At 45.6% G+C, this 12,675-nt stretch carries 13 protein-coding genes; 8 read left to right on the forward strand and 5 right to left on the reverse strand.

Features of this window, described 5'->3' with window-relative positions:
• Positions 1 to 34: 34 nt before the first annotated feature.
• Entirely contained in the window at positions 35 to 712 is a 678-nt protein-coding gene (locus IRJ16_RS01815; protein WP_194109801.1) for an ABC transporter ATP-binding protein, read from the reverse strand.
• A gap of 107 nt (positions 713 to 819) precedes the next feature.
• Entirely contained in the window at positions 820 to 2,070 is a 1,251-nt protein-coding gene (locus IRJ16_RS01820) for an efflux RND transporter periplasmic adaptor subunit (protein WP_194109802.1), read from the reverse strand.
• Positions 2,071 to 2,404: 334 nt separating this feature from the next.
• Between IRJ16_RS01820 and IRJ16_RS01825 the strand changes: the two genes are divergently transcribed.
• Positions 2,405 to 3,757, forward strand: a complete 1,353-nt coding sequence (locus IRJ16_RS01825; protein ID WP_194109803.1) for a sigma-54-dependent transcriptional regulator — start codon at positions 2,405 to 2,407, stop codon at positions 3,755 to 3,757.
• Positions 3,747 to 5,096 (forward strand): sensor histidine kinase, encoded by a 1,350-nt coding sequence (locus tag IRJ16_RS01830; protein WP_194109804.1) that lies wholly within the window; start codon positions 3,747 to 3,749, stop codon positions 5,094 to 5,096. The genes IRJ16_RS01825 and IRJ16_RS01830 overlap by 11 nt, the downstream gene beginning before the upstream one ends.
• A gap of 82 nt (positions 5,097 to 5,178) precedes the next feature.
• Here the strand turns inward: IRJ16_RS01830 and IRJ16_RS01835 are convergent, their stop codons facing one another.
• Complete coding sequence (locus IRJ16_RS01835; RefSeq protein WP_194109805.1) at positions 5,179 to 5,889, reverse strand: DUF92 domain-containing protein; 711 nt, start codon at positions 5,887 to 5,889, stop codon at positions 5,179 to 5,181.
• Positions 5,890 to 5,896: 7 nt separating this feature from the next.
• Positions 5,897 to 6,337 (reverse strand): hypothetical protein, encoded by a 441-nt coding sequence (locus IRJ16_RS01840; protein ID WP_194109806.1) that lies wholly within the window; start codon positions 6,335 to 6,337, stop codon positions 5,897 to 5,899.
• Between the two features lie 144 nt (positions 6,338 to 6,481).
• Between IRJ16_RS01840 and IRJ16_RS01845 the strand changes: the two genes are divergently transcribed.
• A complete protein-coding gene (locus IRJ16_RS01845) occupies positions 6,482 to 6,790 on the forward strand; it encodes a hypothetical protein (RefSeq protein ID WP_194109807.1) in 309 nt (102 codons plus the stop codon).
• Here the strand turns inward: IRJ16_RS01845 and IRJ16_RS01850 are convergent.
• The gene (locus tag IRJ16_RS01850; protein ID WP_194109808.1) at positions 6,785 to 8,326 is read right to left on the reverse strand and encodes an acyl-CoA carboxylase subunit beta; all 1,542 of its coding nucleotides are present in this window, start codon (positions 8,324 to 8,326) and stop codon (positions 6,785 to 6,787) included. The genes IRJ16_RS01845 and IRJ16_RS01850 overlap by 6 nt on opposite strands.
• A gap of 257 nt (positions 8,327 to 8,583) precedes the next feature.
• Here IRJ16_RS01850 and IRJ16_RS01855 point away from each other — a divergent pair, with 257 nt between their 5' ends.
• The 5 genes from IRJ16_RS01855 to IRJ16_RS01875 all read left to right on the forward strand — a co-directional run bounded on the left by IRJ16_RS01855 (position 8,584) and on the right by IRJ16_RS01875 (position 12,648).
• Complete coding sequence (locus tag IRJ16_RS01855; RefSeq protein ID WP_194109809.1) at positions 8,584 to 8,922, forward strand: hypothetical protein; 339 nt, start codon at positions 8,584 to 8,586, stop codon at positions 8,920 to 8,922.
• A gap of 85 nt (positions 8,923 to 9,007) precedes the next feature.
• Entirely contained in the window at positions 9,008 to 10,627 is a 1,620-nt protein-coding gene (locus IRJ16_RS01860) for a SulP family inorganic anion transporter (RefSeq protein WP_194109810.1), read from the forward strand.
• Positions 10,628 to 10,676: 49 nt separating this feature from the next.
• On the forward strand, positions 10,677 to 11,123 hold the full coding sequence (locus IRJ16_RS01865; protein ID WP_194109811.1) for an energy transducer TonB: 447 nt from the start codon (positions 10,677 to 10,679) through the stop codon (positions 11,121 to 11,123).
• Between the two features lie 24 nt (positions 11,124 to 11,147).
• Positions 11,148 to 11,882: an energy transducer TonB gene (locus tag IRJ16_RS01870; RefSeq protein ID WP_194109812.1), complete on the forward strand. Its 735-nt coding sequence runs from the start codon at positions 11,148 to 11,150 to the stop codon at positions 11,880 to 11,882.
• Between the two features lie 40 nt (positions 11,883 to 11,922).
• The gene (locus tag IRJ16_RS01875) at positions 11,923 to 12,648 is read left to right on the forward strand and encodes an energy transducer TonB (protein WP_194109813.1); all 726 of its coding nucleotides are present in this window, start codon (positions 11,923 to 11,925) and stop codon (positions 12,646 to 12,648) included.
• Positions 12,649 to 12,675 lie beyond the last annotated feature (27 nt).

The following is a 12,675-nucleotide window of genomic DNA, read 5'->3' on the forward strand; positions in this document are numbered from 1 at the left end:
AATTAACTGATATAAATTTTAGGTCGTAAGCTTGTTATATCATGATGTTCTCTACCACGGTCTGCCCGTCCAACAGGCGGATGATACGGTGGCTGTAGCGTGCATCATGCTCAGAGTGCGTTACCATGATGATGGTAGTACCTTGTTCGTTCAGGTCGGTCAGCAGTTCCATCACGTCGTTACCGTTGCTGCTATCCAGGTTACCGGTAGGCTCATCCGCAAGAATGATCTTCGGCGTATTCACTACTGCGCGAGCAATGGCTACACGCTGTTGCTGACCACCCGATAATTGTTGCGGGTAGTGGTTACGGCGATGCATGATCTGCATTTTGTCTAAAACGGCCTCCACTTTCTTCACCCTGTCAGCGGCGGCTACGCCGGTGTAGATCAATGGCAATTCCACGTTCTCGAACACGGTCAACTCGTCGATCAGGTTAAAGCTTTGGAAAACGAAACCAATGTTGTGTTTACGCAGGTCGGCACGTTTGCGCTCGTTAAAGTCGGCCACCTCAATATCGTTGAACAGGTAACTGCCTGCATCCGGATCATCTAATAGGCCCAGGATGTTAAGCAAGGTTGACTTGCCACAGCCCGATGGGCCCATTATGGCAACGAATTCGCCTTTTTTAACTTCCATCGAAAGTTTGTTCAATGCAATGGTCTCCACCTCTTCGGTGCGGTAGAATTTTTCAAGGTTGGTAATTTTGATCATTTGGCCTCCCAAAGCCCAAGGGCTTGTTTTATTTTGTGTGTGATAATATCTTGTCTATTTATTTATGTAGTGAAGACCTCTCGCCTTTCACCTCTAACCTTTTGGCTTTACTTAATAATTAGCTCCTGTATATCGCCGTAAGTATCATAACTGCTTGTGATCACTTTCTCGCCAGGTTTCAATCCGCCTAATACTTCAAAGAAATCAGGGTTTTGGCGGCTCAGCTGGATATCTGCACGATAAGCTGTTTTCCCATCGGCGCTTAGTTTAAATATCCAGTTACCACCGGTGGCTTGATAGAAACCTCCACGTGGTACCAATACCGCTTGGGTCTCATCGCTTAAAGCTAACAAGATCTGCAAGGTCTGCCCGCGACGGATGCCGGCCGGCACCTTGTCAACAAATTGCATATCCACCTGAAACTTGCCGTTGGTGATCTGCGCGTAAACTTTTTTTACCACCAGTTTAAATTGCTTATCGCCCAGCGCAAAAGTACCGGGGATACCCAAAAATACTTGCTGCAAATAATGTTCATCAATGTTAACCCTCACTTTAAAGCCGGTGATCACGTCTATCTGGCCAATGCTTGCGCCTTTAGCTTTGTTTTGACCGATCTCGGCATCCATTCCGGTCAATTGGCCATCAACAGGTGCACGTATGGTCAGGTCATCTACTTTTTTGCGCATCATCGCCAACGAGTTCTTCATGTGGGCGTATTGCTCTTGATTTTGCTTCTCTTCGGTCCTTACCTGAGAGCTATCAGACGATAGGATCTGGGTGGTCAATTTTTTACGGTTCAGCTGATAGTTATAATCATTTTCAGATTTTTTGAACTCCTGCAAACCAATGGCTTTTTGATCGTACAACCGTTTGTTTAATTTGTAGATGCGCTCTGCCTCACGGAAACCATTATCAACATCGGCCATTTGGTTCAGCTTGCCAATGGTGGCCTGACGCGCGTTATTGCGCGATATCTGCATCTGCGTGATCTGCCCGAAAACCTGTGTCTCCTGGTTAGATAAACTTAGTTCCAAGTCGCTATTGCCTAACTTTAATATCGGGTCACCTTTTTTTACCATAGTGCCGTCCTCTACAAACCTTTCCTGCACACGGCCGCCCTCGGCGGCGTCAACGTATATGGTGGTAATAGGTAATACAACGCCATTCTCGGGGATGGTTACCTGGAACGGGCCCTTGGTCACTTCGCTGATGGTGATACGCTCGCGGTCTACATTCAATTTGCTTTTGCCCGATGTGGCCAATACCACATACACAATGCCGCCAACCAACACCACTACGCCTCCAATGGTCATCAGAAGTTTACTATTCCACTTTTTTTTCTCGATCTTTCTGTCCACGTATTTTTAGCTATTTTGGCATAGGTCAATACAATCTTGTGCCATAAATTAAGTTACTGTATTTCAATTAATTAGGTATCGTATTTTACTAAGTGCCGTACGCTTCTGTTACATTAAGTGTTCGGTATTGATACACTGACCGTACGGTGCCCGATGGTGATAATACTGTTTATCAACCACTTGCCAAAATGGGTATTAAATTGGTATGCAGATAGTTAAATTTAGTTAAAGCTTTTGTGTTAAGGCTGGACCTAACTGGTCTGCCCGAAGCACTTTTGACGACTATAGAGCACTTTAACTATAAATAGCTACTTTAACACTTTTTATTGAGACGATGATACTAAAAAAGGCGAACGTTTTAATTGTGGACGACGATCCCGATGTACTTACCGCGGTTAAGTTATTGCTAAAGACCGAGGCACAAGAGGTGATCACCGAAAAGAACCCCGAAAACATTAACTGGCTGCTGCAACGCAATCAGGTTGATCTGGTGTTGCTGGATATGAACTATAACAGCGCAATTAACACTGGCAACGAGGGTATCTACTGGTTGCGCAAAGTTAAAGAATGGAAGCCGAACGTTTGCGTGATCATGATCACCGCGTATGGCGATATTGACCTCGCCGTGCGTTCGCTAAAGGAAGGCGCTAACGATTTTATAGTAAAGCCATGGCATAACGAGAAATTGTTAGACACCATCAAAGACCTGCTTGATAAAAAAGAAGGTGTTAAAACGGTAAAGTCGGCCACCAAAAGTGCCACCGGGTCTACGGACATCCTTGGTGAGTCAGAAGCGATGGAAGATGTCTTCCACAAAGTAAACAAGATCGCCCCTACCGATGCCAACATCCTGATACTTGGTGAGAACGGCACAGGCAAAGATCTGATGGCAAAAGCCATTCACGAGCGTTCTATGCGGGCTAATAAACCCTTCATTAAAGTTGACGTTGGCGCATTGACAGATACACTTTTCGAGAGCGAACTTTTCGGTCACAAAAAAGGGGCGTTTACTGACGCACGTGAAGACCGTCCCGGCCGTTTTGAGGATGCGCAGGGCGGAACCTTGTTTTTAGATGAGATCGGTAATATCAGCCTGCAACAACAAGCCAAGCTGCTTACCGTATTACAGAACAGGGAAGTGACCCGCCTGGGTACTAACAAACCTATCGATATTGATATCCGCCTCATTTGTGCTACCAACGTCCCTTTACAGGAGTTGGCTAACGAGAATAAATTCCGTAAGGATTTGATCTACAGGATCAACACAGTAGAGATCACTATGCCTCCGCTCCGCCGCCGTAATAATGATATTGTGTTGTTAGCCAAACACTTTGCCAAGGTTTACTCATCTAAATATGCAAAGCCGGCATTGGATCTGGATAGCAGCGCCATTAACAAATTGCGCACCTATAACTTCCCCGGCAACGTACGCGAATTGCAGTATTCAATAGAGCGTGCTGTAATTATGGCCGATGGCCACTTACTGACCAGTGATGACCTGATATTCTCATCATTAGAGACCGCTGTTGAAACGATAGAATTAGAGAACGTGCCGTTGAGCACGATGGAGAAAAGCGCCATCCTACGCGTGATAGATAAGCATAACGGCAACATCACCCGGGCTGCTAAAGAATTAGGACTGACCCGCACTGCACTTTACCGTAGACTAAGCAAATATGATATATAAGCGTTACGAGTGGCGGCTGATCCTGCGTGTTATTGCCATTTTTATGACCATTACCGTGGCTGCATTTATTGTAGTAAAAGGTGTTTATATCTATCTGGTGTTTATGGCCCCGCTGATCGCTTTTCAGTTGGTAGACCTGATACGGTTGCAACGTAAAGCGCAGGATGAGGTGAGCCAATTTGTGGAGTCGATACAATACCGTGATTTTTCGCGTCATTTTGATGAGCGTCACGCGCCATCGGAGCTGAGGCCGTTGCGTAAAGGATTTAACGATATTAACAGTACTTTCAAACTGATCAGTCGCGAAAGGGAAACCCAATACCATTACCTGCAAAAGATACTGGAACTGGTGGATACCGGCATTGTATCCTACGATGCCGAGACAGGCGAAACCGGTTGGATCAACGAGGCTTTTAAGAACCTGCTCACCATCCCCTATCTTAAAACGATCCATTCATTAGAGAAACGCGAACCCGGCCTTTATCACGACGTAGTCGCCCTGAAACCCGGCGACAGTAAGGTGGTGACACTTACACGCAACCAGCAACTGATCAAGATATTAGTAACTGCAAGCGTACTACGCAGCGATGGTCGTCTTTATAAACTTCTCGCTTTCCAGAACGTGAGCGAAGCTTTGGATGAGACCGAATCTAAAGCCTGGCAAAAGCTATTGAACGTGATGACGCACGAGATCATGAACTCGGTTGCGCCGATATCATCGCTGGCTGATACTTTGAAAAACAGGCTGCAAAGTCCGGAGATAGCGAATAGTCCGGTGAGTAGCCAGTTAGAGGATCTGGAATTGGGTATCGACACCATTAAACGCCGGAGCGAAGGGCTATTGAAGTTTACCGAGAGTTACCGTAACCTGAATAAGATCACCAAACTGGATCTTAAAAAGATCATGGTGCGCGACCTATTCGAGAACCTGAACAACCTGATGTCGCCTACGCTGGATAAAAAGAAGATAGAATTGGACATCGTATTGCGTGACCCTACGTTGGCCATCGAAGCAGATATCAATTTGGTGGAGCAAGTATTGATCAACCTTTTGGTCAATGCTATAGAGGCTGTGAAAGACCGCGAATCTCCACTGATCGTATTATCGGCCGAGGTACAAAGTAACAATAAGATCATTGTAAAGATAGCTGACAACGGAGTTGGTATGCCACCCGAACTGCTGGACAAGATCTTTATACCATTCTTTAGTACCCGCAAAACAGGTAGTGGTATTGGCTTGAGTTTGTGTAAACAGATCATGCTGTTACATAAGGGCAATATTCAGGTACAATCGAGCGAGGGAAAAGGTTCGGCGTTCTTGTTACAGTTCGTGCCGTAAGCGCCCCCGTAAGTTGAAATACAAGTCGCGGTAGGTGTGTACGATCCAAACTGCATACACCTACCCTCCTCCTAATTTTCTATCAGGTCAGCGTGAGTATTCCGGCTACTACCGCTCCGGTAGCCGTATTTAAAAAGTTAACCACGTTGTTACCTATCAATCCATTACGCTCCATCGTAGCGCCTAACGCCGAGTCGGTCACGTTACCCACAAAGCCTGCAGCTATTATCCATAACAAATTGACCGACCAACCAAAGCCAGCGCTATAAACCAAGCCGATCAAAGCTGCGCCAGCTATGCCGATCATTGTCCCCTCTAAACTTATTACGCCATCTAATCCGCGCTCGTCCCTTTTGAAGGTGATGATGTTAAAGAACCGCTTGCCGTAGACCGTCCCTAATTCAGACGATAGCGTATCAGCCGTTGCCGAAGCTAAACTACCGGCTATCATTAATTGAAAGATCTGCTGATATGCCGGCAGCAGAATTGCTAAAGCACCAAGGATAGCTGCCGTACCGCCGTTAGCCAGCACTTGCCCGGCGGTGCGTTGGCTACTTTCACTTTCGTTACCCGGCAAAGTTGCCTTCTGTTTAGCTTGCCAAGTGGTTGCAACAGTCCCGGCTATAAAGGAAGTTGCCAGTAAGGCGATGCCGGTGTAACCTGCTCCTTTATAGATCAGCGCGCCTACTATTGCTCCGGTTAGCGCTCCTGCTAAGGTCAGCTTTTTAAAGCGGTAGCTTAGCAAACCGCCAAGTAACAATGCGGTATAAATGAGGATGTCTGTTATGGGCATCGATTAATTATAATTCGTTACGGTTTTCCAGGAAGTCCAGCCATACACCTTCTAATTCATCCACCAGTTCGGGGCGTATCGCTATGCCTGATGCTTGCGGTGTCCAGGTCTGCTCGGCGAGATCGCCGGTTTTTAGGATATCCAAACCCAGGATCTGTTCAGAGTTGGGATCAAGCAAAGTATCGAATGCGATCCCGATCCTAAAATACGATCGACCGTTGCGATAAGCATGGTATGGCTTAGTGCTGATATACCCCGACGCGAATATCCCCTTCGGCTCTACGCCTACTCTCACCACATAGGCACGATCGCCAACTTCTATCGTTTTGTGGCTGGCAACGCTCCAATTATCCTCCAGATGGCCGGTCTGTTCAAATCGTTTTTTATCGTCGGGTAGATCGATCCATGGGAATTTCGATGGGTTCCATCCAAAAAGGTATGCTTTCATTTTAAGTTCAAATACGGCAGACACTGTATGTTATAATATACAAATTTCAATTTAACAAAATTATCAATAGCGCCTTTGTTCGCTTCAGACACATTATCCGATTCATGGTATCAAAATTGAAGAGGTTGTTGAAACATCACCACCATGAAAAACCAAGTTGAATGCCCGCACTGCCGTAGCTGCAAAAAAGTTAGTCGCCACAGCAAACTCACCCAAATATTGATAGGCCTTGGCGTTGCGCTGGTCGGCTTTGGATTTTTGATCGTTGCCGTTACCGGGGTTACGGGTTACTATCTATTCTCTTTACCGTTGTTAGCAGTAGGCATGATCGGCGCAGGTAAGGAATATACCAGCCCATATTTTAAAGCCCATTGCCACGATTGCAAAAAGACGTTTGAATATGTTCCGGAAACTACTACCAGCACGTTAAAGAACACCGCGCCAACATCATAATGGAATATTGCCGTGCTTCTTGCGCGGCATGTTAACCACTTTATTTTCCAGCATTTTAAAGGCACATATCAGTTTGATACGCGTCTCGGCGGGTTCTATCACATCATCAATAAACCCGCGCTCGGCAGCCCTGTACGGATTAGCAAATTTATCCGAATAGCGCTTTTCCATTTCCAGCCATTTGGCTTCGGGATCTTCGGCATTGCTTATCTCCCGCTTAAAAATGATCTCGGCCGCGCCTTTAGCACCCATAACCGCTATCTCTGCTGATGGCCAAGCGTAATTAATGTCAGCCCCAATGTGTTTGGAGTTCATTACATCATATGCTCCACCGTAAGCTTTGCGGGTGATCACGGTGATCCTTGGCACCGTAGCCTCGCAAAAAGCATAAAGCAATTTAGCGCCATTGGTAATAATGCCTTTCCATTCCTGATCAGTACCCGGTAAAAAGCCCGGCACATCCTCAAACACCAGCAGCGGTATATTAAAGCAATCACAAAAGCGTACGAACCTTGCCCCCTTTGTCGACGCGTTGATATCCAGCACACCAGCTAAAAATGCAGGTTGATTAGCTACGATACCGATACTTCTGCCCGCTAATCGCGCAAAACCGATAACGATATTCTCAGCAAAATCTTTATGTACTTCAAGGAATGACCCCTCATCGATCACCACATTGATAATATCCCTGATATCATACGGCTGAGATGCGCTCTCAGGCATAAAAGTATTCAGTGACTCGCGGTACTCATTATTCACCTCATAAGGCACCGACGGCGCGCGCTCCTCGCAATTTTGCGGCATGTAGCTCAGCAATTGTTTGATATGCTGAATAGCCGCTATTTCGTTAGCGCAGGCAAAATGCGTAACGCCCGACTTGGTAGCGTGTGTCATCGCCCCGCCTAATTCTTCGGAAGTAACCTGCTCGTGGGTTACGGTCTTTACCACATTAGGTCCGGTAACGAACATGTAAGAGGTATTCTCTACCATCAAAATGAAATCGGTGATAGCCGGCGAGTAGACCGCGCCACCGGCACATGGACCCATAATGGCTGACAACTGCGGGATAACACCCGATGCCAGCGTATTGCGATAAAAGATATCAGCATAACCACCTAAGGATACCACCCCCTCCTGTATACGCGCCCCACCCGAATCGTTCAACCCGATGATGGGTGCTCCATTCTTCATGGCCATATCCATCAGTTTGCAGATCTTTTCGGCATGGGTCTCGGACAGGGAGCCGCCAAATATCGTAAAATCCTGAGAGAACACATATGTCAGGCGGCCATTGATCATTCCGTATCCGGTCACTACACCATCGCCGGGGTAGTGTTCTTTTTCCATCCCAAAATCGGTAGAGCGATGAGCGACCAACATCCCTATCTCCTGGAACGAACCTTCGTCCATTAAAAAATGTAAACGTTCGCGCGCGGTCAGTTTGCCTTTTTTATGCTGGGCCTCTATCCTTGCCTGGCCGCCACCGGCCAATGCTTGCTCGCGTTTACTGATCAGGTTTTGTATCTTCTTCTCCACCGGTTTTAACAATTAGTAAAAGTTTAAAAGTAACAATTAATGGCCGCTTTCAAAATCGATCAGGTTTGCGCCGGCAATCCAGTTTGTTGTTGCAAATAAATAATAATTTATTAAATTCGATACACTAAGTAACATTACTGATGTTCACTTACTTGCGCTTCAAAAACATCGTAGGGGCGTTTTTTATATCGTAGTTTTTACAAAACCTTAATTATATTTACCCGATCCTAATCAATTTCTAATTACTTTTACATCTGTTGAAACGGAGCACGTCGCATATTTTGATCAGCATGATCTTCATTGGCATCTTTGTCATGAAGATGGGCATCTCTGTTGCGCCTATTTTTTTGGCATTTAACAACAATAAGGTAATAAACGCAGTGATCCTACAGTTAGAGCTGGAAGGCAAAGACGAAAAAGACACTACCGAAAAAGAATCGGCCAAAGAGAAGAAGTTTTTTGACGAGGATCTGGTTATGCATTGTTACGCCATTACACCCGTCCTATTAGAGAATAACCTGCTGCACAATCAAGAGCATGCGCTGCCCGTGCAAACGTTCCACCCCGTAGTCCCTACACCGCCGCCCAACGCGTAAAGATACTCCTGCCGGTCCTTATTCAGGTCCGGGACTTTTTCGCTATCCCTATTTTTTTCATTCTTACAATTGATCGTAACTTTTTATGGAGCAACATGAGTTTGCTGCAGGCGGGCTTAACCTGGGTAAATACTTTAAAGCTAAAAATTTAAAGAGAGACCTCCCTGCAAGTATAGTAGTATTTTTAGTGGCCTTACCGCTTTGTTTGGGTATAGCGCTGGCCTCTGGCGCACCGCTTTTTGCGGGTGTGCTTACAGGCATCATCGGTGGTATCGTAGTAGGTTCGTTAAGCGGATCGCAGCTCAGTGTTGCCGGTCCGGCAGCGGGTTTGACAGTTATCGTAATGAATGCGATCCACAGCTCGGGCACTTACGAGGCCTTTTTACTGTGCGTTGTATTAGCGGGAGTTTTCCAGATCATCCTTGGTTTGATCAAGGCCGGGACTATCGGTAACTACTTTCCGTCTGCAGTGATCGAGGGTATGTTGGCCGCTATTGGTATCATCCTTATCCTGAAGCAATTCCCCCATGCTGTAGGTTACGATAAAGACTTTGTAGGCGATGAAGAATTTATGCAGGTGGATAAAGAGAATACCTTCTCGGGCATTTTGAGTGCTATCAGCAAGATCAATTATGGCGCGATGATCATCGCAGCTGTTTCTATCTCGATATTGATCTGGTGGCCAAAGATCAAAAAGGTGTCCGGTATTCCGGCCGCTTTAATGGTAGTGTTGGCTGGCATTGGTTTAAGCCTGGCTTTTAACAATACCGGGTTAGAACTGCGCGATAAACAATTTGTACAGATCCCTATCGTTAACAGTGCTAACGAATTTTTCGGTTTGTTCCGAATGCCCGATTTTGGCGCTATCGGCAATAAACAGATCTGGGTAAGCGCATTTACAATAGCTGTAGTGGCCAGTTTGGAGACCCTTTTAAGTTTAGAAGCGGTAGACAAGATAGACCCGATCAAACGGATATCCCCTACCAACCGCGAACTTTGGGCGCAAGGGGCTGGTAACATTGTGAGCGGTCTGTTAGGTGGTTTGCCAATGACGGCGGTTATCGTGCGCTCGTCGGCCAATGTCAACGCTGGTGCTCGCACTAAAATGAGTGCTATTTTTCATGGCTTTCTTTTGTTGATATCACTGGTGCTTATCCCTAAGATCATCAACTACATTCCCCTATCTTGCTTAGCAGCTATCCTGCTAATGACCGGTTACAAACTGGCGCGTATCTCTTTGTTCCAACATATGTGGCACAAAGGCCTGAACCAGTTCATCCCGTTTGTGGTAACTATTGTGGCAGTTGTGTTTACCGACCTGTTGATCGGCGTGGGTATAGGTATGTTGGTGGGTGTGTTCTACATCCTGCGTACCAATATGAACAATCCTTATTTCTACCATATCGAAAAAAATGGCAATAAGAACGTGTTCCGTATCCGTTTGGCCGAGGAGGTTTCTTTTTTGAACAAGGCTTCGATACAGGTTATGCTGACCAAGTTGCCTAAGGAATCGACGGTGATCATTGACGGTACGAGTTCGAGATATATTGACCAGGACGTTTTAGAGACTATCTTCAATTATAAACACAATGCCTTTACCAAAGCGATCATTGTAGAACTGGTCAATATCAAACACAATTACCCGGTACCTAAATTTAAGGAGTTGACTTTTGAGGCATCATCAAAAACAGACGAGGATCAGTAAGGAATATCATACCGGATAACGCGAAATAAAACTTTGCTATATTTAGGGCATGAGAAAAAACCTTATCGCTATTGTACTGCTACTGACGGCTTGTGCCGCCAAAGCTCAAAGTTCGAGTACTGACACTGTTAAAACTAATACATCGGCCACTGCAAAGGATAAACCTGCGACTGACGACAACGAGATCTACTCGACCGTTGAAGAGCAGGCCGAATTTCCGGGAGGGATAGATGAATTCATGAACTTTTTATACAACAACGTGAGATACCCGATGGAAGACAGGATGGCTAAACGTGGCGGAAAAGTGTTCGTGCAATTCGTGATCGAGAAGAATGGCAGTTTATCGCAATTCAAAATCATAAAAAGCGTCTCGAAAACCATAGACCAGGAAGCGATACGTGTGATAAAGTCGAGCCCGAAATGGAAACCGGCAAAGGAAAAAGGTGTTATTGTGAGGCAACTGTTCACCGCGCCGTTCGCTTTCAGCACCAATTGATATTTAAGTACTAAAATGATACCGATGCGTAAACCGCTCTTGATCTTAATGATGTTAGGTTTTGCCTTTTTTGCAAAAGCCCAAACTACCGTAGACCCTAAAAAGGATACAACGATCTACACCACGCCCGATGTACCTGCCGAATATCCCGGTGGCATGGATGCGCTCTATAAATTTATAGCAGAAAACCTGGTATATCCGCAAAGTGCTAAAACATCTAACGTGCAAGGTAAGGTGTATGTAGGTTTTGTTATCGAAAAAAAGGGCAACCTATCGGGGGTAAAAGTTGTGCGCGGACTTACCAAAGATGTAAATGCTGAAGCGGTACGCGTGATCAAAGATGCACCACGCTGGGCGCCGGCCAAGCAAGGTGCGAACGCGGTAAGGCAGGAGTTTATGGTGCCCATCAGTTTTAATATTAAAGAGGATGCAACGGCTGAGGTATTTGAACCTGTTGATGAATCGGCAGAATACCCGGGTGGTATGGAAGCTTTTTTAACCTATATCACCAAAAAATTGAACTACCCTAAGCAAGCCCGTTTAGATCGGGTGAACGGCAAGGTGCAACTAAGTTTTGTGGTGGAGAAAAATGGTATTGTCAGCAACGTAAAGATATTAAAAAGTCTCACGCCCGAAACCGATGCCGAGGCTATCCGATTGATCAAAGGCTCCAAAGAGTGGAAACCGGCTAAAATTCGTGGTAATCCCGCACGACAAAAATTCACGCAAGCGATCACATTTTCGCCACCTGAGGAGTAAATAAATTTAAGTTACACGGTCTCACAATTGCTTTAGGATCATGAAAACTCGAATGCTTTTTTTATCGTTACTGTCCTTATCGTTTTTTACGGCGAAAGCTCAAGAAAAAAAGAGCCCAAGCTCGGCTAAAATTTATGATAACGTCGATGACTCACCGGAATATCCTGGTGGCTTACAGAATTTTTATAATTTTTTAGGGCAAACCCTACGTTATCCGGATAGTGCACGTACTCATAATGTGCAAGGCAAAGTATTTATTCGGTATGTGGTTGAAACTGATGGCGCACTAAGTGATCTTACCGTGATGCGCGGCGTGAGTGCCGATCTGGATGCTGAGGCTATACGTGCTATGAAACTGTCACCAAAATGGAAGCCGGGTAAGATCGGTGGACAGGCGGTCAGGGCATATTACACCATACCAGTGTCGTTCGTACTTGCACCTGAGAATTTTGAGGCCATAGAAAGTTCGGCAGATTACCCCGGCGGCATCGATAAGTTTTACAACTACTTAATGGCTAACCTAAAATACCCCGAGCAGGCAAAAAAAGATAAGGTTGAAGGCAAAGTAAAGGTGAGTTTCGTGGTAGACCAAGATGGGTCATTAACAGACATCGAAGTAGTTGGCCCTTTGTCAAAGGAAACCGATGCTGAAGCTATACGGTTGGTAAAAGGTTCGAGAAAATGGGCACCGAGCCAGCAAAATGGCAAACCTGTACGTCAAAAATTCACCGTACCAATTACGTTCAGTTTAGCGTCATTACAGTAGAATAGCAAAAACCCTTTAACGTCATAG

This window comes from Mucilaginibacter myungsuensis, assembly GCF_015222005.1.
Classification (GTDB): domain Bacteria; phylum Bacteroidota; class Bacteroidia; order Sphingobacteriales; family Sphingobacteriaceae; genus Mucilaginibacter; species Mucilaginibacter myungsuensis.

Excerpts from the sequence above, each read along its gene's own strand:
- IRJ16_RS01845 (WP_194109807.1), top strand. The coding sequence starts at position 6,482 with ATGAAAAACCAAGTTGAATGCCCGCACTGCCGTAGCTGCAAAAAAGTT.
- IRJ16_RS01875 (WP_194109813.1), top strand. The coding sequence starts at position 11,923 with ATGAAAACTCGAATGCTTTTTTTATCGTTACTGTCCTTATCGTTTTTT.
- IRJ16_RS01825 (WP_194109803.1), top strand. The coding sequence starts at position 2,405 with ATGATACTAAAAAAGGCGAACGTTTTAATTGTGGACGACGATCCCGAT.
- IRJ16_RS01835 (WP_194109805.1), bottom strand. The coding sequence starts at position 5,889 with ATGCCCATAACAGACATCCTCATTTATACCGCATTGTTACTTGGCGGT.
- IRJ16_RS01840 (WP_194109806.1), bottom strand. The coding sequence starts at position 6,337 with ATGAAAGCATACCTTTTTGGATGGAACCCATCGAAATTCCCATGGATC.
- IRJ16_RS01860 (WP_194109810.1), top strand. The coding sequence starts at position 9,008 with ATGGAGCAACATGAGTTTGCTGCAGGCGGGCTTAACCTGGGTAAATAC.
- IRJ16_RS01870 (WP_194109812.1), top strand. The coding sequence starts at position 11,148 with ATGCGTAAACCGCTCTTGATCTTAATGATGTTAGGTTTTGCCTTTTTT.
- IRJ16_RS01815 (WP_194109801.1), bottom strand. The coding sequence starts at position 712 with ATGATCAAAATTACCAACCTTGAAAAATTCTACCGCACCGAAGAGGTG.
- IRJ16_RS01830 (WP_194109804.1), top strand. The coding sequence starts at position 3,747 with ATGATATATAAGCGTTACGAGTGGCGGCTGATCCTGCGTGTTATTGCC.
- IRJ16_RS01865 (WP_194109811.1), top strand. The coding sequence starts at position 10,677 with ATGAGAAAAAACCTTATCGCTATTGTACTGCTACTGACGGCTTGTGCC.